The organism is Butyrivibrio proteoclasticus B316, assembly GCF_000145035.1.
In the GTDB taxonomy this organism is placed as follows: Bacteria; Bacillota; Clostridia; order Lachnospirales; family Lachnospiraceae; genus Butyrivibrio; species Butyrivibrio proteoclasticus.
On sequence record NC_014387.1, the window covers coordinates 640049 to 665268 of the forward strand.

20 protein-coding genes and 1 pseudogene are annotated in these 25220 nt (G+C 39.8%); 16 read left to right on the forward strand and 5 right to left on the reverse strand.

The features are described from left to right. Positions 1-293: 293 nt before the first annotated feature. Together BPR_RS21620 and BPR_RS02570 are read left to right on the forward strand one after the other, a co-directional pair. Positions 294-468: pseudogene (locus BPR_RS21620) on the forward strand (DapH/DapD/GlmU-related protein); the annotation flags it as partial. 541 nt (positions 469-1009) lie between these two features. Beyond that, positions 1010-1900: a hypothetical protein gene (locus BPR_RS02570; RefSeq protein ID WP_013279905.1), complete on the forward strand. Its 891-nt coding sequence runs from the start codon at positions 1010-1012 to the stop codon at positions 1898-1900. Here the strand turns inward: BPR_RS02570 and BPR_RS02575 are convergent, their stop codons facing one another. The 3 genes from BPR_RS02575 to BPR_RS02585 are packed head-to-tail and all read right to left on the reverse strand — an operon-like array spanning position 1901 to position 4739. Beyond that, positions 1901-2854 carry a hypothetical protein gene (locus BPR_RS02575; RefSeq protein WP_013279906.1) on the reverse strand — a complete coding sequence of 318 codons (954 nt, stop codon included), beginning with the start codon at positions 2852-2854 and terminating at the stop codon, positions 1901-1903. Between the two features lie 33 nt (positions 2855-2887). Further along, a complete protein-coding gene (locus BPR_RS02580; RefSeq protein WP_013279907.1) occupies positions 2888-3958 on the reverse strand; it encodes a glycosyltransferase domain-containing protein in 1071 nt (356 codons plus the stop codon). Between the two features lie 7 nt (positions 3959-3965). Further along, complete coding sequence (locus tag BPR_RS02585) at positions 3966-4739, reverse strand: class I SAM-dependent methyltransferase (RefSeq protein WP_013279908.1); 774 nt, start codon at positions 4737-4739, stop codon at positions 3966-3968. Between the two features lie 152 nt (positions 4740-4891). On the opposite strand from BPR_RS02585, the gene BPR_RS19535 reads away from it, so the two are divergent. From BPR_RS19535 to BPR_RS02600, 3 genes are read left to right on the forward strand one after another with little or no spacing between them, the layout of a single operon-like run. Continuing rightward, on the forward strand, positions 4892-5911 hold the full coding sequence (locus BPR_RS19535) for a glycosyltransferase family 2 protein (RefSeq protein WP_013279909.1): 1020 nt from the start codon (positions 4892-4894) through the stop codon (positions 5909-5911). A gap of 49 nt (positions 5912-5960) precedes the next feature. Next, complete coding sequence (locus tag BPR_RS02595; protein ID WP_013279910.1) at positions 5961-7112, forward strand: CgeB family protein; 1152 nt, start codon at positions 5961-5963, stop codon at positions 7110-7112. A gap of 29 nt (positions 7113-7141) precedes the next feature. Continuing rightward, positions 7142-9103: a LicD family protein gene (locus BPR_RS02600; protein ID WP_013279911.1), complete on the forward strand. Its 1962-nt coding sequence runs from the start codon at positions 7142-7144 to the stop codon at positions 9101-9103. A 12-nt stretch (positions 9104-9115) separates the two neighbouring features. On the opposite strand, the gene BPR_RS02605 is transcribed toward BPR_RS02600, so the two are convergent. Continuing rightward, positions 9116-10042, reverse strand: a complete 927-nt coding sequence (locus BPR_RS02605; protein WP_013279912.1) for a LicD family protein — start codon at positions 10040-10042, stop codon at positions 9116-9118. A gap of 149 nt (positions 10043-10191) precedes the next feature. Between BPR_RS02605 and BPR_RS02610 the strand changes: the two genes are divergently transcribed. Next, positions 10192-10917 carry a ribulose-phosphate 3-epimerase gene (locus tag BPR_RS02610; protein WP_013279913.1) on the forward strand — a complete coding sequence of 242 codons (726 nt, stop codon included), beginning with the start codon at positions 10192-10194 and terminating at the stop codon, positions 10915-10917. A gap of 6 nt (positions 10918-10923) precedes the next feature. Beyond that, positions 10924-13005 (forward strand): LicD family protein, encoded by a 2082-nt coding sequence (locus tag BPR_RS02615; RefSeq protein ID WP_013279914.1) that lies wholly within the window; start codon positions 10924-10926, stop codon positions 13003-13005. Between the two features lie 52 nt (positions 13006-13057). Here the strand turns inward: BPR_RS02615 and BPR_RS02620 are convergent, their stop codons facing one another. Beyond that, positions 13058-14155, reverse strand: a complete 1098-nt coding sequence (locus BPR_RS02620) for an ATP-binding protein (protein WP_013279915.1) — start codon at positions 14153-14155, stop codon at positions 13058-13060. Positions 14156-14413: 258 nt separating this feature from the next. Between BPR_RS02620 and BPR_RS02625 the strand changes: the two genes are divergently transcribed. The 9 genes from BPR_RS02625 to BPR_RS02665 all read left to right on the forward strand — a co-directional run bounded on the left by BPR_RS02625 (position 14414) and on the right by BPR_RS02665 (position 25210). Further along, on the forward strand, positions 14414-15511 hold the full coding sequence (locus BPR_RS02625) for a radical SAM protein (RefSeq protein ID WP_013279916.1): 1098 nt from the start codon (positions 14414-14416) through the stop codon (positions 15509-15511). A 5-nt stretch (positions 15512-15516) separates the two neighbouring features. Further along, positions 15517-16929 carry a WecB/TagA/CpsF family glycosyltransferase gene (locus BPR_RS21200; RefSeq protein WP_242662186.1) on the forward strand — a complete coding sequence of 471 codons (1413 nt, stop codon included), beginning with the start codon at positions 15517-15519 and terminating at the stop codon, positions 16927-16929. 139 nt (positions 16930-17068) lie between these two features. Then, positions 17069-18547, forward strand: coding sequence for a polysaccharide biosynthesis protein (locus BPR_RS02635; RefSeq protein WP_013279918.1), 1479 nt, complete (start codon positions 17069-17071; stop codon positions 18545-18547). Beyond that, entirely contained in the window at positions 18544-19971 is a 1428-nt protein-coding gene (locus BPR_RS02640; RefSeq protein WP_013279919.1) for a sugar transferase, read from the forward strand. Before BPR_RS02635 ends, BPR_RS02640 begins: the two co-directional genes overlap by 4 nt. Before the next feature lie 41 nt (positions 19972-20012). Beyond that, positions 20013-21140: an NAD-dependent epimerase/dehydratase family protein gene (locus BPR_RS02645; RefSeq protein ID WP_013279920.1), complete on the forward strand. Its 1128-nt coding sequence runs from the start codon at positions 20013-20015 to the stop codon at positions 21138-21140. Beyond that, on the forward strand, positions 21133-22269 hold the full coding sequence (locus tag BPR_RS02650; protein ID WP_013279921.1) for an FAD-dependent oxidoreductase: 1137 nt from the start codon (positions 21133-21135) through the stop codon (positions 22267-22269). The genes BPR_RS02645 and BPR_RS02650 overlap by 8 nt, the downstream gene beginning before the upstream one ends. Positions 22270-22347: 78 nt before the next feature. After that, a complete protein-coding gene (locus BPR_RS02655) occupies positions 22348-23286 on the forward strand; it encodes a glycosyltransferase (protein ID WP_013279922.1) in 939 nt (312 codons plus the stop codon). Between the two features lie 9 nt (positions 23287-23295). Beyond that, the gene (locus tag BPR_RS02660) at positions 23296-24036 is read left to right on the forward strand and encodes a glycosyltransferase (protein ID WP_013279923.1); all 741 of its coding nucleotides are present in this window, start codon (positions 23296-23298) and stop codon (positions 24034-24036) included. A gap of 79 nt (positions 24037-24115) precedes the next feature. Then, positions 24116-25210, forward strand: a complete 1095-nt coding sequence (locus BPR_RS02665) for a DegT/DnrJ/EryC1/StrS family aminotransferase (RefSeq protein WP_013279924.1) — start codon at positions 24116-24118, stop codon at positions 25208-25210. Positions 25211-25220 lie beyond the last annotated feature (10 nt).

Consider the following 25220-nt stretch of genomic DNA (forward strand, 5'->3'; position numbering starts at 1 on the left):
CCGATTATGTCCTTTTAGATGATCATGGATTTCCCATGCTCTATTTTGGAATGGGAAGTTATTCCAGCGAGCTGGATATCAGATCACAAGCTGTAATGACAGGAGGAGGTAATGAGGTTCATCTAGTATATGTTGGCAGATATACCTCAATGGGAGGAGATATCAGGATACTGTGCAATATGGATCATGATTACAGATCGGTTTATATGGGAGTTATCCCAGGCTATGCAGATGCTAGTGATCCCAATGACTATAGAAAAAAAGTGGGACAAAACCATAGATTTATGAAGGAAAAAGGAATGGTCATAATTGGCAATGATGTGTGGATTGGAAATAATGTAACAATCATTGCTGACGTGATTATAGGTAATGGTGCAGTTATCGGCGCGGGAAGTGTAGTGACCAAGGATGTTCCACCATACACCATCTGGGCTGGAAATCCCGCCAGGCAGATAAAAAACAGATTTGATGAAGATACAGCTCAGAAATTGCAGGAGATATCCTGGTGGGAGTTCTCTAAAGAGAGACTTCTTGAGATAAAGGAGGATATGCAGGGAGAGCCGGAAGTTTTTGTCCAAAAGTACTGGAATAATAATTGGGAAAAAAGCCCAAAGCAAAATTTGCAGCCAAGTTATTTGGCATTTTTCGATATTGAAACAGATTATTCTACATTTGGGAAGATTCTTGAACAGTTTGTTGCGCGATTTTCGGATGGTGCAGCCAAACTAACTCTTTGCTACTATAGGTGTGAATCCGATGAAGAGATTCTTGCTGCTTCGCTTAGTGAAATAATTGACGGACTTTGTGCTAAAAGAAATCTCAGTATTGCGTTATGCGGAATAGAAGAAAACGATGACGAGAGAATGATAGCACAAGCAGATTGTTTTATCCTGGGGCGTGATCGTAAGAACATTATGCGAATCAGTTATGCATTCAAGCATAGAACGCGAATAATATCAGGTGTCAATGAGCCTATAAATTGGGATTAGATAGCGGAGAAATAGGTAAAATGATAATTGATGAAAGATTGTCCCAAAATTATGATTACTGTTATCTTGAAAGTATGCACTGGCTTTTTTCAAGTGGTAAGGTTAAGGCTTCTAATATAATATGCGGACTGAGTTATGGCCTGGATGCTATTGAGACTAATTACATAAAAGAACCTACAATTAATCTTGCTATGCATTCACAGGATTTGTATTATGATGTTCATCATCTTCTGAAAATACTACAGAATGATAAAAATCATATAGTTAAAAAGTGGATATTTGTCTTTGGCTATTACAGCCTTTTTTATGATCTGTCACACACACAATTTGGGAATCGCTGCCTGGACATTTATTATCCATTATTTAAGGCGTTGAGACATTATAGCGCTACTGAAGAACAGAAGGAGAGCGCTGTGGCGCGGGTGTCAGATCCTGAGTTTATTGAGTATTACCATGAGTTTTTTATGAATAATCCGCGATACTATAATGAATGTGTCAAAAGAGAAGAAAAGGGCGGTGTGATAGAAGAAGCAGGAGGATGGCTTAACATCTCGCAGCAAGAACGTGATTACTACGGTGGAGAAAGAGCAAGATTACAGAACAAGCATCTTGAACATGTTGAAACCTTTAAAGAAAATGTGGAACTTTTATATAAGGCGTTTAATATCCTTGCTCACAGCGGAATAAAGATATATGTTATGATTATGCCTGCGACAAAAGAGTACCTTAATAAGATTGACACAAGATATAAAACAGAAACTTTGAGCATACTAAATGAAATGCCTCATGAGATTAATTATGTGGATTTCAACGATGAGGAAATGTTTGATATAGAAGATTTCGAGGATTACGATCATCTTAATACAGCTGGAGCGATAAAGCTATCCAAGATGATAGCTGAAATGGTCTAGTTATAGATTTTTACAGTGCTCTATAAAGCTTGAGACATCAGAATAAAAGGCATCTTTTTCAGATGCTATCATTTTGCGATAATCTTCGAAACGAGACTGATGGTCAGCGAAATTGTCACAGATGTCATGTAGAAGAGCATCGATCTCATCTAAGCTTTCAGCTGGAGATTCAAATTTATATTGTTCAGGAATGGGGACGTCACCTTCAAAGGCGGCGGCTCCTTTTTTATTGGTTATTACGCAGCATCCGTCGGCAGCAGCCTCGCGGGGAATTCTGTCTTTTCCTGGATGATTGCCAAAGTCAACGTAGACCTTACCAGCTTCCATCATGAGGACCATGTGAGGGATATCTAGGCCTGTCAGTGGTACCCATCTAAGCCATGAGGCTTTTTCAAGCAGTGGTTTTATATCTTCATAACCTTTGGCTGGGTTGTAGAGCCCGATGTTTTCTCTAAACTCTGCTGGGTATATGAATTTGCCATGCTGATCATTTATATAGTCAGAGAGATAGAGACCATTGGCGTTTGGGATTTTCTTTTCAACATAATCCTTGGAATAGTAAGACTGGTACAGGTGAAGAAGTATGTTGTCTCTGATAAATGGCATATTGGATTCGTTCGTAGAAATGATATAGTTGTCAACACTCATCCACCAGAGGACTTTCTTGGCAAGAGGATAATAGGGCATACTAAGGGTGAGACCTTCAGGGAAAACAATGACGCTGTCCGGACTATTGAGCTCTGAGTCACCTGTTATATGCTGAGTTTCATAGACTTCATAGGCATCAGGTGCTGGCACGTCTACTCCCAGTGCTTTGTCGAAGGGAGCCTCCAGGTCTACATAGCACATGTATGCCTGAATATCGCTTAGTTTGTTTATGGCACTACATAATTGATGAGATAATTCAGCTCCGCCGCTTTTTCTATTTTGAGGAGCAAGTATGTATATTGTCATTTGATAACGCTCCAATCCGAAAAGAGTTATTAACTAATGGACTTGCATGACTTCACAGAAAGGGTTTTTGTATACGGGAAGGTCACAAATATCATATTCGTAGCTATTTTTCCAGCATGCGTAGTCGAAGCTCATCTGATCTCTTCCATGTTCATATTTGCAAAGCTCATTCCACCAATCATCCATTACTTTATATAATGATTCGTCATAATGCTCACGAACCAAACATCCGGATTCTATTACAAATCCTTTTCCTACGTAGCCTTCGGTCTGATATCTATGGATTTGTGCTACCAACTCATCCTGAGAGCCTCTGTTGTTGTCTATGATGTTTGCAGCTTCTTCCAGGAGGTCTTTGGACTCATGGTGAGGAAAGCAGATCATTCCGCTTTTTTTTCGATAGGTAGCGATGAAGTCTGAAAAGTTGCCTATGATTTTCATACAGCCATCTACATAGATGGAATAGTCATAATCTGATAGGAATTCGTGAGGATGCATTTTGAGATAACGTGCAAACATCTTGGGCGACAGATTATTGGAATTATCCACAACTCTGACCTGCCATTTCCCTTGATAGCCATAATGCTCATGATCAGTGAGAAGAATATAGTCAAAGCTATCAAGTGCTATAGGTTCTATGACAGAATCATAGCCTCCGGTAATAGCTGTGTATATAACGCCTTTTCCTTTAAATCTGTCAGATCCATTCGGATAACGAAGATGGTATGCGGAAATTATATTGTTGATGTATTCTAAATGTTCATTCAGGCTACTTATTGTTTTTTCTTTGGCGGTAATAAGGCTTTTGTAGGAATCTATTTGGCCAGCAATTGTAGCTGCATATTTGATAAGCGCAGAGTTTGCTAGTACATAAAAATCAGAGATATTAAGCTCTGTGTCTTGCAATAGACCTTCAAGAGAAGCAAGTTCTTCCTGATTCTGAGCATTACTTAGATGGTTTTTGATGGTGGAGACAATCACGACCGCAGCTTCCCTCTGGGCACTACTATCTAGAACAGTACTGCCTGATAAAAGAGAATTTGTCAGTTCATGAGTTTGAAAGATGAGTTCTCCAAGATTCACGAGTAGATCCTTTCTTGCCAAAGGTGTTTTACATATTACATAGAAATGACCAGGATTTGGATGTTATTATGTACATCTCTTTTTCGCCTGCGTATACAGTATATTCACAGTCAACGCCATATTCCTGTAGCTTGGCTATCATAGCTTCTGCGGTATTGCGTTCGCCATCTCTTTGACAATCATCTACTATTATGCAGAAGTTATCATTCAGACAATGTGGGAGGATGTCTATAGTATCTATACGTGAAAAAAGAGGATCACCGAATCCAAATGGGCCGTCTATGGATATTATGTCGAAAGTCTTACTATTGAAGTGTTCAAAAAATCCCTTGTATATGATGGTATCACGGATATTATTTTGTTCATCTGTGAAAGATACTTTATCAAGAGGAAGAATAACTACTTCTGAACGGGATTTATCCAGCTCAAATTGGGTGGAAAAGATATTTGCCCAGTTTTCATCGTGTTCAACACAGTAGTGAATATAGTCTTTGGCATTATCGCGAGTTTTGATATATTGGCCTATAAGTCTTGTGGATTGACCCATTCCAAGTTCCAGAATACTTTGCGGTTGTAACTCATTTAATATTCTGAACATGACATACATATACTGATAGCCAACTGCACCTCTACCTGGCCAACATGGAAGACCTCCTTCAGGAAACCATGAGCATCCCCTGATGGAATCATGATAAACATTTGCCCACAATAATTCTGATAGCTTTCCATGATTTTCAATCATTAGATTACTTTGAGCTGAAACCAGATTTTCAAGCTGCGATAATCTTTCTTCCAAATCCATAGATATTCTCCTAAATAATAATTGGTGACTATATATTAATAATAGCAGATTAAGCGATGTTTAAAAATACGATAATTCAATAATGATAATATGATAAAATATAAGATAGAAAGATATGTTCAAATGCATGTCATATATAAGTGAGGACATATATGAAGAAAGTAAGCGTTGTAGTTCCTGCATATAATAGTCACGATACACTTGCAAGATGCCTTGGAAGTCTTGTAAATCAGACTCTTCAGGATATCGAAGTTATTGTGGTTAATGACGCCTCCAAGGATGATACGCTTGAAATTTGCAATCGTTGTAAGGCTGCATTTCCGGACAAGGTTATAGTTGTTGACAGCAAAGAGAACCTTGGATGCGGCGGTGCAAGGAGCCTTGGCCTGGACGCAGCTACTGGCGAATTTATAGGCATGGCTGACGCGGATGACTTTGTGGCACCCACTATGTACGAAAAGCTTTATAACAGGGCAATAGAAACCGGAGCAGACATGGTGGATTCGGGGTTCTATGCTGAGGCTACAGATAAGGCTTTGCTGAAAACAGGAGATGATCTTACGGGAGAGCTTGATGATAGTAAGAGGTCAATACTGATAGCTTCCGGAGGGTATCTGGTAACCAGGATTTTCAGGCGCGAGCTTTTTGAGAATCCGCCCCTGCGGATGCAGAAGAATATGGCTGCCCTTGAAGATCTTGAGGTATTTATCTATCTGCTTCTTAAGGGGAAAAGGATAGAGACAGTTAAAGAAATCTTTTACAACTACAGTGATACTGCCGGTTCCAATACCAAGATGATGGATATGGATAAGTACTATGATGCGGTATATAGAGCGATGAAAGGCACTTATGAGAAGTGCCATGAATTACCTGCTTACGAAGGATGTAAGGCTGCCTGTGAATTTATGATGGTAAATGTCTATTCTTATGCAGTTAATCGGTGTCTGTATGACCAGATTGCAAGCCTTGGAGCGGATAAGAAGAATATAAAAAAATATTTTGATAATGTCGGAATGCATGAAAGAGAGTTGTTAAGCAATTTGCAAGCTTTAAAAAAGCAGATAATTACAATTCCCTATGATGCGAATAATTATATTGTGGATAGAATTTCTGGGTTGGATCTGGAAATATTAAAAGAATGTGACAGGAGATATGGAGTAGCCTCGCCATGATGATGCAGCTTCATAAAAAATGCAAAGATATAACTAGCGTGGTAAAACAATGAACATCCTACTTTACGACTTCCTAAATTCATATATCCAAAGTGATCTGGTGTACTATCTTGAGAAGATGGGACATCATTGTACTAATGTGCTCTATAGAGAGGGCGTGGACAAATATGATGATGATAGATTTGCAACCCGTATGGAAAGAGATCTTAGGAGCTTCAGTTACGATCTGGTGATTACGACGAACTTCTGGCCTGTTGTGTCCAAGGTATGCAAAAAACATGATATAAAATATGTCTCCTGGTTCTTTGATTCTCCGCCTAATCTGCCAACAGCTGAGTGCATGGATTATTCCTGCAATAAAATCTATTTTTTTGCAAGAGCAGACTATGAGAAGTACAAAGCATTAGGGCTGGACAATGTTTATTATTTACCTCTTGCTGTAAATGTGGACAGGCTTAGGCAGATAAAGGTCGATGAAAAGAAGTATTGCTGTGAGATTTCTTTTGTTGGGAAACTCTATGAATCAATGCTGCCTGCACTTATGGCCCACATGGACGATTATCAGAAGGGGTTCATTGACAGCGTAGTCAAGATTCAGATGGAACTATATGGAGGTTATATTGTTGATGATGTGATAACAGAAGAGTTTGCAGAGAGCGTGAGAAAGCGCTATAAGAGTTTGTCAGATAAGGCCATTCAGATCAGCAAACAGGAACTTGCCTGGGCGGTGGCTTCGCATGTTACACATCTTGAGAGAATGACTCTTTTATCAATTCTTGGTAAAAGGCATCAGGTCAGGCTCTACACGTTTGAGTTATCTGAGGATGAAAAGAGACTCCTTGGAAATGTAGAGTTTTGTGGGCCCGTAGATTATCTAAAAGAAATGCCTCAGGTTTTTGCAGCAAGTAAGGTAAATCTTTGTCCTGTCCTTAAGGCCAATCGTTCCGGAATTCCGCTCAGGGCATTGGATGTTATGGGCTGTGGAGGATTTCTTTTGTCCAGCTATCAAAGCGAGCTTGCGGAGTATTTCCTTGATGGAGATGAATGCGTAATGTACGAATCTATAGAAGATGCGATTTCCAAGGCAAACTTCTATCTGTCTCACGAGGAACTACGTCGGCAGATTGCAGCAGCTGGACGTGCCAGAATTGAGGATGCTTTCAGGTATGAGGATAGAATCAGGGTGTTATTGGATTTTTGATAATGACAGGTGACGGCAATAGAGGATAAATGATTAAACACGGTATAGATTTCTTTAGAGACGAAATAAGAAATGGCTTCTATATACCAACTGCGGTAAAACAGTCCTGGGCAGCGGCGTTGGATGTTTTATCGGAGATTGATAAAGTATGTCGTAAATATAATATTAAGTATTTTGCTGATTGGGGAAGTATTCTGGGAGCAGTTCGTCATGGAGGATTTGTTCCTTGGGATGATGACCTTGACATCTGCATGCTTAGAGATGATTATGTTCGTTTCAGGAAGGTGTGTAACAGTGAGCTTCCCAGTAACTACTGTATTCATGACTACGAAAGCCACCAGAATCATTGGCTTTTTTTGTCTCGAGTAGTTAATAACCAGCATATCTGCTTTGATGAAACTTTTCTTACAGAGACCTACAATTTTCCGTGGCTTTCAAGTGTTGATATTTTTGTTAAAGATTATTTGTACAAAGATCCGGAAAGGGAAAAGAAAAGATGTGATGAGATCATGCATCTTTTGGTGGAGGCTGAGAGCTATATCAGAGGTACAGATAATGAAGGCACAGCTTCTATAAGCGAAGAAAACAGACAAAAGGCAATCGCGCTATATAAAAAAGCAGAAGCAAAAATGGCTGAAGTGCCTCCTGAAGAGAGTGACAAGGTTAGCCAGCTATTTCCCTGGGGACTTAAAGGCGTGCCAGGAGAGGATAAGGAATTATATAGTGAGGTGGTGTATCTTCCCTTTGAAGATACAGCTATTCCTGTGCCTGCGCAATATAATAGGATTTTGTCATCTCGCTACGGTGATTACAATGTCATAAGAAAAGGCGTTGCAGGACATGATTATCCTTCATTTGATAGTCAGAGGAAAGCCTTTAAAGAAGAAACGGGTGCCACGCTACCAGTATTTTCTTTTGATAAGGAGATGCTTGCAAGGCCAGAGGCTTTGACCAGAGCAAATGGTAAAAGAGAAGTCCTTTTTTTGCCGATTGGTGTATCTGAATGGAGAAGTCTTGAGGATTTTTTTGTAAAAGAGTGTGAGAGCCCTGATACAGATGTGTATGTGGTACCACTGCCTCTTATGCACAAGGATATTTACGGACGGGTTTTTGCTTCTGATGAAGAAATCATTGAAGCTGAGCATTTTGAGGACTATGTTAATATACTTGAAAATTTAGAAAAGAACGGAAATGCCAGTGAAGGCAGCAGATTAAACCTTGAAAATGTTGTTTTGACAGGATTTACAGATTATAACCTTGAGGATCATTATCCTGACAGAATATACATTCAGAGTCCATATGATGCATGGAATCCGCTACTTACTGTTTCGCCATATTATTATTCGGAGAATCTGCGTAAATTTACCAAGGAGCTTATTTACATTCCACTTGGACCTGTGAGTGAGTATTCTGATGATGATCTGCCTGATATGCGCATTATGGACTTTTATGTGACAATGCCTGCACCAATATATGCAGATACAATTTATGTTCAGTCGGAAAACATAAAAAAGCATTATGTGGACGTACTGACTAGATTTGCAGAGGGAACAGACAGGTCATATTGGGAAAAGAAAGTTATTGTAAGGAAAGCATATATTTGTCAGAAGAAAGCGACTCCCAATGGGCAGCGTGGACCAAAGCCCAAAAGAATACTCTATGGTATTTCACCATATGAATATTATGAGCATAGAATGAACTTCGAAGAGTCCATTCGTTCAAGATTGCAGATATTTAAAGATAATTCAGATAAAATAGAAGTTGAGATATCAATATTTTCAGATGCAAATTCCGTAGATTGCAAGCTGGTGAATAATCTTGCTGAGCAGTTCAATATATCTATTTGTGATCATTCTAAAGAATTTAAAACAGAAATTGGAATGAGAAATATAGTGTACGGGTTTGATGCCTATTATGGCAGTTCCTCTCCTATAGTTCAGGAATTTATCGCACAAAAGAAACCAGTTATGATAGCAAATTATGATATATAAAAGCTCAGTGAATTAGCTGAGCTTTTTGCATCTATCAATCCAGTCCTGCTGCTCTTTGTAGAAAGGATACTCATGGGCAGGCGGCTGCTGTATTGGAGTCATATAGTCTTCGTAATAACCAGCAAGAAGAACATCATGATATCCCTTGGGAATAGGGACTTTTAACATTTCAAAATCTGTAATTATTGTTTCACTGTAGGCTTCAAGAGGCCTTCTCATATCAGTGGTTCGCATTGCCATGTCAGGATACCAGAGAATAGAGTCACTTTCTTTTTTCTTTGTCATGGTAGCAACACCATCTGCCAGTTTCCAAAGGGCCTCTTTTGCACTATCATCTCTTGGAATAGAAACTGCCAAGAGTTCTTCAATTTGAGAGATATAGCTTTCAAGTTCTCCACTTTCCTTGTACTGATCGTAAGAAAAAGCCAGGTCGTATACTGCTATGTATATGTTTCTGATGAGATTTGCCTGGTCAGGATCACTAGGCACGTAGTCAAGAGGATATACGTCAACGCCGGCAACATATGGAAGGCCAAAGAATATATCAGTTATTTCTTTTTCTTTTGGATCATTTCCGTTATCGACATGAGCCCTGTTTGCTACGAAGGCTTTGGGCTGATTGTAAGAAGGAGTAGTGTATATGCTGTACACTCTGAAATATTCAGGAAGCTCTCGCTTTAGTGCCATTAGAAAAATAACGTAGTCCTTGCGCATGAGACAAATATCTATATCATCATCCCAGGGAATATAGCCCTTGTGACGTACTGCTCCTAGAAGTGAGCCGTAGTCAAGCCATACCTTAATGTGGTTATGCTCAGCTACTTCAAGTATCTTATCAAGAACTGTAAGCTGAATTGCCCAGGCTTTTTTCATGGTTTCCGATATTTCAAAGTCTAGTCTTTTTTCTGAGCTAAAGAAGCTTTCTGGAATCTGAATCATAGTGTTTGTCTCCCAGTTCTAATAGTTACCAAGTGTACAAAATATATGGTAAAATATACTTAATAACGAATAAGGATGTTTCTATTATTGATTATACATTTTTGGACATAAAGTTCAAAATGCTATTTTTTCTCAGAGGGAACTGGCTTATGGGTGGTACAAAAAAAGACTTCAAATTATGTGCGTCCATGATGTGTGCTGACTATGGTAATCTGGAGCGGGAAGTTAAGACTTTGGAGGAAGCTGGTATTGATTCCTTTCACATTGACATCATGGATGGCCGTTATGTTGATAATTTTGCCATGTCACTTTATGACATGGCGTATATTGCCAAAGTAAGTACGAAGCCACTTGATGTCCATCTTATGATTGAACATCCTAGAAGGAACATAGAACTTTTCCTAAAAAGACTTAGACCGGGCGACACTGTTTATATCCATCCGGAGGCAGAGTATCATCCATCAACTACTCTTCAGAAGATTACAGATGCCAAGATGCATCCTGGTATAGCAATCAATCCTGGAACTAGTGTTGAAACAATCAAGGAAATGCTCAGGATTGTTGACAGAGTTCTTGTTATGGCGGTAAATCCTGGAAATGCCAGTCAGGTCTTTTTACCTTATGTAGGTGAAAAAATAGAACAGCTGATAAAACTTCGATCAAAAATGAAGTTTGAATTATATTGGGATGGAGCATGTGGAGCGGAAAGGCTGTTAGAATATGCCCCTCATGGAGTAGACGGCTTTGTTCTTGGTACTACATTGCTGTTTGGAAAAAAGACACCTTATGATGAAATCATATCTTCAGCCAAAAGATTGAATTTTGATTATCTGAAAAATGAGGCAGCTGTCAAATGTGACTCATATATGAGTTAGAAAATAATGGATAAAAGTTATCTGGACAATTTGAAGTTTCCGGCATCTTTTTTTGAAGATGAGGTAAGAGAGGGCTTTTTGGTTACCAGTATGATGAAACGCTACTGGGCATCGCAGCTAAAGGTCCTTTCTTTTGTTGTGCAGATTTGTGATAAATATAATTTAAAGTGGTATGCGGAATATGGGACACTGCTTGGAACCGTGCGGCACGGCGGATATATTCCCTGGGATGATGACTTTGACATTTGCATGATGAGAGATGATTGGAACAGGTTTTTTGAGGTTGCTAAAAAAGAGTTGCCTGAAAGTTTTCAGGTATTGACACTTTCTAATAATGAGGAATATGAGGAGCTTATCGGAAGAGTAGTAAACTGCAATGTTATTGACTTTGGGCCTGAACATATGGAGAAATATTATGGCTGTCCATATACTGTTGGAATTGATCTTTTTCCTCTTGATGGAATTTACCCAGACGAAGATAAGGAAAAAGACAGAGTTGCAAGGACAAGAAAAGTGTTAAAGGCTCTAACACTGGCTGAGCTGGCCGATGTAAATAATCATGAGCTATATCTTTTGCTAAAAGAAATAGAAAAAGAAAATAAAGTTGTTCTTCCACTAAATGATAAGCTTAAGAATAAACTGAGACTTTTGGCAGAAAGACTTTATTCAGAATGTGATGTGACGGAATGTGGAAACGTGGCATTGATGCCTTTTTATATTCCCAACAATGATCATATTTTTCCTAGAAAATTATATGAGGATATTGTCGAACTACCTTTCGAAAATGTTTATCTTAACGTTAATGCCAGATATGATGAACTGTTAGACCTTGAATATGGAGATTTTTTGCGGGTAAATAAGAGCGGAGGCGTTCACGAATATCCGGTCTATTCCGGGCAGGAGAGTATTCTGGCTGAGCATATTGGCCGCAATCCTTACAGGTATACACTTGATGCCAATGAACTCCTTAGGTCTGTGCAGCGCTATATAATGCGCATGACTAGGACAGTAGATAAAGATACATTACCCAACGCTGAGAGTATGGCAGGCGGAAGCTGTGCAGATAGTGGGGCGGTAATTAAGAAAAAAGCTGTATTTCTTCCCTGTAAGGCTAAATGGTGGAAAACTATGGAGCCTCTCTGGAAGAAGTATATGGATGATCCTGGCTATGAGGTTCATGTTCTTTCAATCTTCTATTATGACAGTGATTACAACGGAAATATAGGAGAGAGGCATGATGAGAGGGCTCTTTTCCCTGAGTATGTGCAGGTAGAGGATTGCGAGAAATTTGACTTTGAGACTATTCACCCTGAGGTTATTGTGACTCAGGTTCCTTATGATGGCTTTAGTACCTTCATGACTGTTCATGAGTTCTTTTACTCGGGAAATCTTCAGCACTTTACTGACGAACTTATTTATATTCCTTATTTTGAGGCTGATGCCCCTATTGAGAAGGGAGACAAGGCCTGGACAGCTCTGTCTGTTATGGTTGAGCAGGAAGCAGTTGTTAACGCTGACAAAGTTATAGTCAGCTCAGATGCTATGCGCAGTTTCTATGTGGATAAGATGATAGAACTCTGCGGTGACGAGACCAGAATGTACTGGGAGCAGAAGGTGGAGAGCTTTGAGAAAAGTGCAGAAACGGAGGATGATTCAGGCAGAATAAACAATGAAGATGACAAATCAGATATGAATGCCTGGAATCAGTTTCTTGGTAAGTATGCTGGGCGTAAAACAATCATATATTATATAACGATTGCATTTCTTTTAAGGGATACAGGAAAGAGCATAGGAAAAATAAGAAGAGCTCTTGATACATTTTCTGATTCAGGAGATAAAGTCTGTGCCATAATAGTGCCTCAGGAGCAGATATTAAATGATCTTGCCAATATAGATGAAGCTCTTTGGAAGCAGTTTACAGACCTTGTAGAAAAAATAAAGACTACGGATAACTGCATTTATGATGAAAAGGGATTTTCTCTTGGCTACATGGATAAGTGGAGCGGCTACTACGGTGATGCCTCCCCGCTTGTAAGAAAGTGCGTACAAGCAGGGATTCCGGTGATGATTGAAAATATAGATATATAAAATTGCGAAGATAATAAAGCCTGTGAGCAATTCGTATATCGTATCTATTAGATTAATATAATTTTAGATTCATGAATTCTTCAAAACGTGGAAGCTTGAAGGATAAGTAACCATGCTGCTTACCATCAACAACTCCGCTATCTATTAGTCTCGTTCTATAAGTTGTAAAAGTATTGGATGTCATGGCAGCAGCTTTTCTGATGTCTTCTACCTTTATCAGAGCAGAATCAAGATTGGTATGTAATTTCTTCATAGCCCACAGGACCTTTTTGTCACTTTCAGACAGTTCATCCCATATCTTGTCGTAGGACAATTCTGATAAGGATTCATCTAACTCGCTGTCAAGATGCTTCATGTCAACATCATCAGGTTTACTCCCTCGGCAGATCTCGTTCCAATAATGATAACCAAGTGCCTGAAATGCAAGAGAATATCCCTTTGTTTTAAAAGCGAGTTGCTCAGCTCTTTCACGACTTACTTCAAGAGTTTTCTGGTAGTCATTGCATATGGCAGTAACATTGAGGGCTTCAAGTTCTGTAACCTTAGCTCTGTACAAGAAGGTAAGGGATTTCTGGTTTTTGATAGCTTTGATGTTTTCTTTTAGTCCAGTCATTAAAAGGTAAATATCGTAGTCCATTCCGGCATAGGATGAAAGAGCATGAGAAAACTTGGCTACATCCTTACTGTATGTTATTTCATCGATTGTAATTAGCAATTTCTTTTTAGCTTTTTTTAGTACATCGAGCATCATTTTTAGAGCATCCTCTTCGTTGGAAGCTATAAGACTTGCTCTTTCTATACTGACGCCTATCCCTAAAACTGAGAAATCCAGCTTTGCCTTCACAAACATTGTTTTTAACTGTGGAATCAGGTACAGATTACGTGCAAGAGAATCTAATAGATTGCTCTCAGGATTCAAATCTACTGTGATCCAGTCATCCTGCTCGCCGATTTTGTTGCGAATGTCGCCTAACATTACGGTCTTACCGGATCCTCTGACCCCGGTTATAAACATTCCGCGATAGGTTGGAATGTCGCGAATGAAGTTATTGATTATCTCATTTGTGATAAGAGTTCGCTCTATGAACTGTGGTGGAATATAGCTAAATTGCAATGTGTATGGATTTTTAATCTCAACAAATTTGCTCATTATTACAACCTCATCTTTTTATAAGTATTATACAATATCCTTTCACAATCTTCCACAATTCCCCACAATTAAAAAAACCTTTCACAATCCTCCACAATTCTCCACAATTAAAAATTTCTTCCACAATTCTCCACAATTGAAGGAATTACTCCCAATAATACAGATGTTGAGAAGTTGGAGCGCTTGTTTTATAATGGAGGCGGATGTGCGCGCATGGCGTGTGCGCGTAAGTTTATGGAAATGTAATGGAGAATAGCAATGCCCAAGAAGTTAAATGGAACAGTTATCGTCACTTACAGATGTAATGCCCGCTGCAATATGTGCAACAGATATAAGGCACCATCTGACCCTAAGGACGAGATTTCAATAGAGACGATCAAGAAGCTTCCACCAATGTATTTTACAAATATTACTGGCGGAGAGCCATTTATCCGTGAGGATATCAAGGATATCGTAAGAGAACTCAGGAAAAAGAGTGATAGGATCGTTATTTCTACAAACGGTTTTTTTACAGATAAGATAATCGATCTGTGCAAGGAATTCCCTGATGTTGGTATCAGAATATCAATCGAGGGCCTTGAGCAGACTAATAATGAGATAAGAGGCCTTCCGGATGGCTTTAACAGAGGATACACAACTCTTAAAAAGCTCCGCGAAATGGGACTTAAGGATGTAGGCTTTGGTATGACGGTTCAGGATAGGAACGCACCTGATCTGTGTGAGCTTTATAAGCTTTCTGACGAGCTTGATATGGAGTTTGCTACAGCTTCACTTCACAACAGCTTTTATTTCGTTGAAGCCAAGAATATCATCCACGACAGACCGATGGTGGCAGAGCACTTTGAGGAACTTATCAACATGCTCCTTAAGTCAAAGAGCCCCAAGAAGTGGTTCAGGGCATATTTTAATCACGGACTTATCAACTATATCTATGGCCAGAAGAGACTTCTTCCATGTGATATGAGTTTCGATACTTTCTTTATTGATCCTTACGGAGATGTTATGCCATGTAACGGAACCAAGGATAAAGAGGTAATGGGTAATCTTAATAATCAGAGCTGGGATGAGCTGTGGAATTCAGAACAGGCTGACAGAGTCAGAAGCGTAGTCAGACACTGTGACAGGGATTGTTGGATGATTGGTTCTGTTTCTCCTGCAATGCACAAGTATATCTGGGTTCCTGCCTGGTGGGTTATCCGCCACAAATTCAAGGCTCTTTTCATGAAGAAGCCTTACTCTATGTATGAGAACAAGATAGTAAGAGACCTTCGCGATGGCAAGGTTACCAAGGAAGAATTGGATAAGTGCAGCACCTGCGATATGTGTGCTGTCGCTAATGATGGACTTAAGAAGTGATGGGCATGGGAAGACGTTTTTCCAAGAAAAAATTATTTGTACTTGATGAGCTGGCACTGGTGCTGGCTTTCTTTACTGCGCTCATCGTCAGATATACCAGAATGTTCAGTATCTGGACTACTTTTTATGATGGCTTATATGTATCGCTTCTTGTATTTATTGTGCTTGTCCAGGCTATTATTTTCATGGGGTACGATGCAAGACGTGCTTCAATCATGGCTCAGGACAAGGTCCAGAATGTTTTTTCCGTGATCAAGGGAAGAATATTATTGTTTATAGCGATCATCATCTATCTTTATGTTATCCAGCAGGCTACTAACTCATCAAGGTTTGTTATTCCTGCTATCGTAGTTATTGACGCAGTTTACGAGTTTGTTTTCAGAATGCTCCTAAAAAGGCATTACATTAATAAATATGGAGATGGATCGGAAAAGGTTCTTGAGATCAGGGCTCCATATCCTGAGGAGAGCAGGATCATAGAACTTATTGCAGATGGCAAGACAAAGAAAGCTCTTATTTATCCACAGGGAGCGGATGAAACTAAGACTAACATGATCATTGAAATTCTGGAAAAAAACGGCATTCACCCTTATGTGGCACTTGATAGTCTGGGATACATGGTCAGAAGTGGAATTGTAAGTGATATTAATGATCACGCTTCGATTCCTGTGGCTGTTCGAAGTGAGCATTGTGATCTTTTTGGAATTCACTATGCTGTGGCAAGAACCGAGGAAGCTGTTCTTCATGTAATTCGCCATATCCATGAGCTTTCTGGAGAGTATATCTGTTTTTCAAATGTACATACTTCTGTTATGGGTAAAGAGAATCAGGATTATAGAAGAGTTTTGAATGCTTCTGCTTTTACTTTTCCTGATGGAAATCCTATTGCACAGTTTCAACAGAAGATGGGCTTTGAGTTATCTGAGAGAGTTGCAGGTCCTGATTTCATGGATCATATGTTCAAGAATACTGCAGATGGCCGAATTTCACATTATTTTTACGGCGCATCACAGGAAACTCTTGATGCACTTAAGGAAAATCTTCTTGCGAAATATCCTGATATTAATATAAAAGGTATGTATTCTCCGCCATTTAGAGCTCTTTCACCTGAAGAGGATAAGGCCAATGTTGATATGATAAATGCTGCAAATGCGGATATTGTGTGGATTGGTCTTGGAGCACCCAAGCAGGAGAAGTGGATGCGTGATCATAAGGGACAGATCCACGGCGTGATGATGGGGGTTGGAGCAGGTTTTGATTTCCATGCAGGTACGATCAGAAGAGCTCCAAAGTGGATCCAGAATATCGGTTTTGAATGGCTTTACAGATTGTTCCAGGATCCTGGGCGTCTTGTGAAAAGATATTTTGTAACTAATGTTAAGTACATGTATTATATGTTGCTCGAGAAATTTAGATAAAAGACTTATGCAGTCGACAGCAGATATTAAGTGTTTGGTTGGGGATGGAAATGAATATGGAACGAACTGGATTATCCGGGAGATTCATTGATAACAGACAGCAGATAGGAGAAGGCATATACCTTCTCTATTTGCTATTATGATAGGTGCCAGAGCGGCAGGATTATACGAGGGGATGACCGTATATAATATTTCGCTGCTTCTGGGACTTTTTCTTTTTGCTCTTAAGATGGTTGTTACTAAGTATAGCCTTAAAGAGTATGCAATATGTGCAGCATTTCTTCTGCTTTCTGGAATCGTTTATGCAAAGACCGGTGAAAAAGGGCTTCTGGTGTGCTTTACAATGATGCTTGGAATGAAAGGTGTCAGCGTAATGAAGGTTATTAAGACCGGCATCATCGTGGCAGGTGTTATTGTCCTCACCAGAGTATTTACCGGAACTTTCGGATTTGTTAATGGCATTTATTATCCGCAGGAAAGAGAAGGCGTCGGCCTGATGTTCAGGGAATCTCTCGGTTACGCCCATCCCAATACTCTCCATATGAACGTTTTGATGCTGACTATGCTGTGTATGTATTTTGTGAGTAAAGCTCTTAAGGGAGATAAGATAAGACTGCTTATATATTCAGTTCTGGCGCTTTTGTTTAATCTCTATATTTTTCAGTTCTCGGGGAGCAGAACAGGACTGCTTGGCTCTATAGCCTTTTTGATTGTTAATTACTGGTTTTCTTCACTAGACAGACCGAGGCTTTTTGAAAAGATTGTTTGCTATGCTTCATATCCTATTGTCTGCCTCATGGCAATAGTAATGCCGGAGCTCTTATACAGAGTTCTTCCTTATGAAACATTTGACCTGATAGATAGGACTTTTTTTACTACAAGATTTTCTATCGCAAGATATTTCTGGGAGAATAATTCAGTTTCTCTATTTGGCATTAGGCTGAATAATCCTCATCATCTTATGAAGACTTATGGACTTGATATGGCCCATCTGTATCTCTTTTTACAGCTGGGAATTGTGGCATTTTTGGTCATAAGTGCTCTTACCATGTGGTTTATCCACAATAGCCTTAAGGCAGGCCACATGCAGGAACTTGCAGTACTTATGGGGATGCTTTTTATAGGTATATGGGAGCCTCTTTTATATAATCTTGGTTTTAAGAATTTTGTTTATGTATTTATGGGCTCGATGATGCTTAACAGTTTTCAGTTAGAACTTTTTTCGGTTAAGATATCTAGCCTTACTGCCAAAAAGCTTGGAAGAATTGTTTCAATTGGCGTCATAGCAGGTATTTGCGGAATGATGCTCTTTTATCTTTGCACAAATGAGCCATCTGCACTATATGGAAACAGAGAGGCGGATGAGACCGGAAAGAGCCTTGGTATGGAGGCCGTTTATCTGACTGGCGAGGAGGTATCAGATCTTCAGAGTAAAGGTGATATTTTCATCGGTTATGTTGATGACAAAACGCCTATGTATCAGTATGACAGCCACATTGCAGGAATGGAATACGAAAGACGAGGATTATCTGTTGCAGTATACTTGGCAATGTTTATAATTATGGTACAATGTTTATTTGAAAAAAGAAAAATTAGTAACAGGAATGGGGAAAAATGAGTAACAAATACCGGACTTTACAGACTTATGTGTTGTGGGGAATTGACATGGCGTGCATTATCGTGTCGTACATGTTCTTTTCATGGCTGAGATTCAAGGACAATAACGATTGGGGCGACAAAACGCTTCATTATATGGTATGCGTATTGTTCCTTCTCTTTTGTACAGGATATACTTTCCTGGCAGACTGGAACAGAGATTTTATCGTGCGAGGATACATAATCGAGTTCCTTAATGTGGTCAGATTCGTGGCATTTATGATGCTTGCGTCTATTGCAGTTGTCTATTTCCTTGATTGGGCAAGGATACTTTCAAGATTTGTTGTTTTGAATTTTATCTGGGCAGACATTTTGCTGACTCTGATTGTGAGAGTTATATTCAAGAATTTTTTCAGAGGCTATATTTCCAGCGATATGAATGTTCAGAGAGTTGTAGTCGTTGCTGAGAAAGAGCTCATGGAGAGCACTGTCAAAAAGCTCATCAAGAACAGCAAGGGAATCGGCTACAAGATTGTCAGAGCTTATTGTGTTGATGACGAAAACACTTCCTCATCAGAGCCTTGGTACATCGAGGGAGTTCATGTTCATCATGGTATCCAGAACCTGACAGAGAGACTTATAACAGATCCATTTGACGAAGTGTTCATCAATACACCTAATATTCCGCAGCGCAAGATGGAAGATATCATTATGGGATTTGAAGAAATGGGTGTTACAACTCATTATAATCTCGAGCTTCCGGATGTGGGCAAGGCTGTTACTGAAGTTGGAGATTTCCTTGATTACACAGTTATTTCTTACAGCATGTTCCGCAGCAGCTACAAGAGACTGTTTATCAAGAGAATCATCGATATACTTGGTGGACTTGTAGGACTTATTTTTACAGGTATTATTACTGTTTTCTTAGGACCTGCTATCAAACTTGATTCACCCGGACCTATCTTTTTCTCACAGGTTAGAATTGGTAAGAACGGAAGACGATTCAAGATTTATAAATTCAGATCTATGTATATAGATGCTGAGGAGCGCAAAAAAGAACTCGAGGCTCAGAATGAGATGAACGGACTTATGTTCAAGATGGAGAACGACCCACGAGTTACCAAGGTTGGTAAGTTCATCAGAAAGACAAGTCTTGATGAATTCCCGCAGTTCCTCAATGTTCTCAAGGGGGATATGAGCCTTGTTGGAACAAGACCACCGACAGAGAACGAATTCAAGCAGTACAACGAGCATTACAGAAGACGTCTTTCTATGACTCCGGGTCTTACAGGACTATGGCAGATCAGTGGTAGAAGTGATATTGAGGACTTTGATGAGGTTGTTAAGCTTGATCTTAGATATATAGATAACTGGAGCCTTACAGAAGACTTCAAGATTTTGCTCAAGACAGTAGGAGTAGTTCTTTTTGGCAAGGGAGCCAAGTAATAAGACTTAAGATATTATTAGGGGAATAAAGGGTTTTTATAATGCTTGATAAGAATATAGATTTAAGTGGCAAAAGAGTTATCGTTACAGGTGCGGCCGGCTTTATCGGCTCAAACCTGTGCATGGAGCTCATTAAGAGATACTCAGACATACAGATTCTTGGTATCGATAATGTGAATGATTATTATGACGTTGGTATCAAGAAGGACAGACTTAAGAGAATTGCTGAGATTCTTGGCGACAAGGTTGGAACAGCAGGTGAATACGGAGTTTCTGAGACAATTGGAGATTCCAGGTTTGTATTTATAAAGGGTAACATTGCTGACAGAGCTGTTATCGACAAGGCGTTTGATGAGTTTAAGCCTGAGGTTGTAGTTAACCTTGCGGCTCAGGCAGGAGTTCGTTATTCTATCGAGAATCCTGATGCGTATATTGAGGCTAACCTTATCGGCTTCTATAACATCCTTGAGGCTTGCAGACATTCATATGATTCCCAAAAGGCATCCGATGACTATAAGGGAGTTGAGCACCTTGTATATGCATCAAGTTCAAGTGTATACGGCTCTAACAAGAAGATCCCATACAGCACAGATGACAAGGTAGACAATCCGGTTTCTCTTTATGCTGCAACCAAGAAATCCAATGAGCTTCTGGCACATGCCTACACCAAGCTTTATGGAATTCCCAGCACCGGACTTAGATTCTTTACAGTATATGGTCCTGCCGGAAGACCGGATATGGCTTACTTTGGTTTCACCAACAAACTTGTTAAGGGCGAAACTATCAAGATATTTAACTTTGGTAATTGTAAGAGAGACTTTACTTACGTTGATGACATTGTTGAGGGTGTTATCAATGTTATGGAGAAGGCTCCGGATGAGAACGAGAACGGAGTCAGATATAAGGTTTATAACATCGGTAACAATGATCCTGTAAATCTTCTTGATTTTGTGGATATCCTTCAGCAGGAGCTTATAAGTGCAGGGGTTCTTCCCAAGGACTATGATTTCGAGGCTCACAAGGAGCTTGTTCCTATGCAGCCCGGAGATGTAGAAGTTACTTATGCGGATGTAACACCACTTCAGCAGGATTTTGGCTTTAAGCCAAACACACCACTTCGCGAAGGCCTTCGTAAATTTGCCAAGTGGTACAAGGAATATTATGGTTGAAAAGTTTGACAGAATAATAATCGGAGCAGGTCTCTATGGTTTATACTCAGCGCTTTTTTGTGGAAAAAAAGGGCTGAGTGTTCTTGTACTAGAAAAAGAACCGGATTCTTTTTCTAGAGCCACTTATATCAATCAGGCAAGAGTTCATATGGGGTATCATTACCCAAGGAGCTTGTCGACGGCTATGAAGTCAGCAGGATATTTCAAGAGATTTGTAGACGATTATAAATTCTGTATTCATGATAAATTTGAACAGATATATGCTACTTCTGAGAATTTCAGCTGGACTAACGCCGCACAGTTTGTGGATTTCTGCAAGGCTGCCGGAATTAAATGTGATGAAGTTCCTGCCGGGAGATGGTTTCAGAACAAGATGTGTGATGGAGCTTTTCTGACAGAAGAGTATACCTATGATGCTCATGTTCTTCGTGATTTTTTTCTTGATGAGATCAGTAAGCTGTCCAATGTGACACTTAAGTTTGGCGCTGATATTGATACAATAGAAAGAGATGGCGAAGAGTACAAGGTTGGCCTTACAGATGGTAAGGCATTCTCATCTGGATTTGTGCTGAATGCAACTTATGCATCAGTCAACCAGATCCTCAAGAAGGTATTTCCTGATGAGAGCTTTGCAATCAAATATGAGCTCTGTGAGATAATTCTGTGTGATGTGGATGATAACCTTAAGAATACAGGACTTACTGTAATGGATGGTCCATTCTTCTCTATAATGCCATTTGGCCTTACGGGTAAGCATTCGCTGACATCGGTTACATTTACTCCGCATGTTACAAGCTATGACGAGCTTCCGACCTTTACCTGCCAGAAGCGTCTTGCCCAAAAAGGTGGATATAAATGTATTCCGGAGTGTCTTGGCAACTGTAACAGATGTCCGGAAAAGCCTGAGTCTTCCTGGGATTATATGAGTCACCTTGCGCAGAAATACATGAAGCCTGAATATGGTTTTTATTACAGAGAATCTCTCTTTTCTATGAAACCAATTTTGAAGAGTTCAGAGATTGATGATTCCAGGCCTACAGCCATCAGGGTTCATTCAACAGAACCTACATTCATAAGTGTTCTGTCAGGGAAGATCAATACGGTTTATGATCTTGATGAGTATTTGTAGAATTGTAAGTCTCTTAGAAATGGGGCAATTCGTATATCATATGGGTAGAACATTTCAATAATTTTAAAAGGGAAAGATATGGAAAATAAATTCGTATCAATGGTTATTTATCTTCACAACGAAGAGGAAAACATAATACCATTCCTGGACACTGCAGTGGATGCGATAGGTGGTCTTTTTAAGAAGTACGAGATTATCTGCGTAGATGATGCCTGCAGCGACGGGACAGTTGAGAATATCAAAAAATATGCTTTTGACAAGGAACTTGAGGGAATTGTTTCTGTTGTTCATATGGGCTTTTATCAGGGAATAGAGCCTTCCATGAATGCCGGCAGAGACATTGCTATCGGTGATCTTGTCTACGAGTTTGACCATGTGATCGTGGATTATGATAAGAGTCTTATAGAAGATGTCTATAACGAGATGGTCAAGGGCTATGATATAGTTGCAGCATCTAATTCCAAGGCTCACAGATTGACGTCCAGGGTTTTCTATGGACTCTTTAACAGATTCAGTAAGTCTTTTGCCAAGATTGGACCTGAGACATTCAGGATTGTATCAAGGCGCGCAATTAACAGGATCAAGACTATAGGAAGTCACATTCCTTACAGAAAAGCGGTATATGCCAACTGCGGACTCAATATGACAACACTTGAATACACACCGGTTACAGGCTCTGCCGGAAGTGACTCCAAGGCAAGTTTTTCTGAAAGAGGTGGACTTGCTCTTGATACCTTTATTTATTTCACCAATATCATGGAAAAAGCGTCTGCTGTTTTGAGCGGAGTATTTCTTCTGGCTACGGTTGCATGTCTTATTTATTCCGTTGCAGATCATTTCATGGGACAGGATATTGCTTCGGGCTGGCCTTCACTTATGAGCTTTATGTCAATTGGCTTTTTTGGAGTGTTTGCTCTTTTGACGATCGTGCTCAAGTATTTATCTGTCCTTCTGAATCTTGTATTCAGACAGCAGAGATACATGGTTGCAGATATAGAGAAAATAGTTGGAAAGTGATAATCAAGTATGGATATTAATATTTTATTTCCGGTTCTGAATGAGCATCTCAGGCTGGAGAAAGGTATAGATAAATGCGTAGCTTATATGAGGAAAAATGTTCATATTCCCTATAAGCTCACTATTGTGGATAACGGCTCGGATGATGATACACCTGAGATTGGAAGACGCCTTGCTGACAAATACGATGAAGTTGAATATGTCCGTATAGAGGAAAGAGGTGTTGGTATCGCCTTCAAGACTGGCGTGCTTCGCTGCGAGGCTGATATTGTAGGATATATGGATATAGATCTTTCTACAGACCTTGAGTACCTCAGTAAGACAATCGAGATATTTGAGAAAAAGAAAAATGTTCAGTATGTAAACGGGTCAAGATTTAGCAAAGATTCCAAGACACACGGCAGAAAGTGGTATCGTAAGATCACATCTGCGGGTCTTGTGTTTATTTTAAAGGCAATGTTTGGAATGAAGGCAACAGATGCTCTTTGCGGCTTTACCTTCCTCAGAACTTCTGTTGCGCAGAAGCTTGTTAAACAGTGCTCTGATGATAAGGGCTGGTTTTATACTGTTGAGCTTTTACTCAGAGCAGAGAGAGGCGGCATAAATATTGTAGATATGCCTATTGAATGGGTTGAGGATTACGATACTACAGTTAATGTTCCTAAGACGATCAAGAACTATATTATCAGGATTTACAAGCTCAAGAAGATGTTTAGAAAAGAGCGCAGATACGCGACATTGAGCAAATGATCGTTCGGTGATGATAATAAGCAAATGATCAGTCAATGCTTGAGTACGCTCATAGATACGTGATACAAGAGGTTATAATATGTTAAAGAGAATTGATCTTACAAGAGATTACAAGAAACACGAAGACGAGTATTTGGCTGCCATAAAGGCCTGCTGCGAAGAGACAGCTTTTTCAGGCGGTAAGTATGCAGACAAATTTGATAAAGAGTTTGCTGATTTCCTTGGAGTTAAGTATGTTCAGGGACTTAATAATGGCACATCAGCTCTTCACTGCGCACTTGCGGCACTTGGAGTAGGCGAGGGAGATGAAGTTATAGTTCCTGCCAATACTTATATTGCATCAGCTTGGGGAGTTACTTATACAGGAGCAACACCTGTTTTTGTTGACTGCACAGCAGATACCTGGGAAATTGATCCTGACAGGATTGAAGAGAAGATAACAGACAAGACCAAGGCTATCGTTGGAGTTCATCTGTATGGACAGCCTTTTGATTTTCCAAGAGTTAAAGAGATAGCTGATAAGCACGGGCTTTATATTGTTGAGGACTGCGCTCAGGCTCATGGCGCCAAGGTAGAGGGCAAAATGGTTGGAACTCTTGGTGATATCGGCTGCTTTAGCTTTTATCCTGGCAAGAACCTGTATGCTTTTGGCGAGGGCGGAGCTGTAAGCACTAATAATGCTGAGTATGATCACTACATGAATGTTATGAAGAATCAGGGCTGCGAAGTCAGATATTATCACAAGATGATCGGTTACAATTATCGTCTTGAAGGCATTCAGGGAGCAGTTCTTTCTGTTTCTCTTAAATATCTTCCTGAGTGGACAAAGCGCAGACAGGAAATCGGCAGAAGATATATGGCTGAGATCAAGAATCCTAAGTTTACACTTCAGGCTCATCCCGATAATACAGAGCCTGTTTTCCATCTCTTTGAAGTTCAGGTTGAAGGTGATCCGGAGAAGTTTCTGGAATACATGAAGGCTCAGGATATTGAGTGCAATCGTCATTATCCTGTTCCATGCCATCTTCAGGAGGCTTATGCTGATCTTGGATACCACAAGGGAGATTGTCCTAACGCAGAGCGTCTTGCAGAGCACTGCGCAACACTTCCTCTTTTCCCGGAGATGACTGATGAAGAGGTTCAGAGAGTAATTGATGCGGTTAACGCATATTGAAATTGTAATA

Bases quoted from the DNA above. Each gene is read 5' to 3' on its own strand.
- BPR_RS02570 (WP_013279905.1), top strand. From the start codon at position 1,010: ATGATAATTGATGAAAGATTGTCCCAAAATTATGATTACTGTTATCTT.
- BPR_RS02575 (WP_013279906.1), bottom strand. From the start codon at position 2,854: ATGACAATATACATACTTGCTCCTCAAAATAGAAAAAGCGGCGGAGCT.
- BPR_RS02585 (WP_013279908.1), bottom strand. From the start codon at position 4,739: ATGGATTTGGAAGAAAGATTATCGCAGCTTGAAAATCTGGTTTCAGCT.
- BPR_RS19535 (WP_013279909.1), top strand. From the start codon at position 4,892: ATGAAGAAAGTAAGCGTTGTAGTTCCTGCATATAATAGTCACGATACA.
- BPR_RS02595 (WP_013279910.1), top strand. From the start codon at position 5,961: ATGAACATCCTACTTTACGACTTCCTAAATTCATATATCCAAAGTGAT.
- BPR_RS02600 (WP_013279911.1), top strand. From the start codon at position 7,142: ATGATTAAACACGGTATAGATTTCTTTAGAGACGAAATAAGAAATGGC.
- BPR_RS02605 (WP_013279912.1), bottom strand. From the start codon at position 10,042: ATGATTCAGATTCCAGAAAGCTTCTTTAGCTCAGAAAAAAGACTAGAC.
- BPR_RS02610 (WP_013279913.1), top strand. From the start codon at position 10,192: ATGGGTGGTACAAAAAAAGACTTCAAATTATGTGCGTCCATGATGTGT.
- BPR_RS02615 (WP_013279914.1), top strand. From the start codon at position 10,924: ATGGATAAAAGTTATCTGGACAATTTGAAGTTTCCGGCATCTTTTTTT.
- BPR_RS02620 (WP_013279915.1), bottom strand. From the start codon at position 14,155: ATGAGCAAATTTGTTGAGATTAAAAATCCATACACATTGCAATTTAGC.
- BPR_RS02625 (WP_013279916.1), top strand. From the start codon at position 14,414: ATGCCCAAGAAGTTAAATGGAACAGTTATCGTCACTTACAGATGTAAT.
- BPR_RS21200 (WP_242662186.1), top strand. From the start codon at position 15,517: ATGGGAAGACGTTTTTCCAAGAAAAAATTATTTGTACTTGATGAGCTG.
- BPR_RS02635 (WP_013279918.1), top strand. From the start codon at position 17,069: ATGATAGGTGCCAGAGCGGCAGGATTATACGAGGGGATGACCGTATAT.
- BPR_RS02640 (WP_013279919.1), top strand. From the start codon at position 18,544: ATGAGTAACAAATACCGGACTTTACAGACTTATGTGTTGTGGGGAATT.
- BPR_RS02645 (WP_013279920.1), top strand. From the start codon at position 20,013: ATGCTTGATAAGAATATAGATTTAAGTGGCAAAAGAGTTATCGTTACA.
- BPR_RS02650 (WP_013279921.1), top strand. From the start codon at position 21,133: ATGGTTGAAAAGTTTGACAGAATAATAATCGGAGCAGGTCTCTATGGT.
- BPR_RS02655 (WP_013279922.1), top strand. From the start codon at position 22,348: ATGGAAAATAAATTCGTATCAATGGTTATTTATCTTCACAACGAAGAG.
- BPR_RS02660 (WP_013279923.1), top strand. From the start codon at position 23,296: ATGGATATTAATATTTTATTTCCGGTTCTGAATGAGCATCTCAGGCTG.
- BPR_RS02665 (WP_013279924.1), top strand. From the start codon at position 24,116: ATGTTAAAGAGAATTGATCTTACAAGAGATTACAAGAAACACGAAGAC.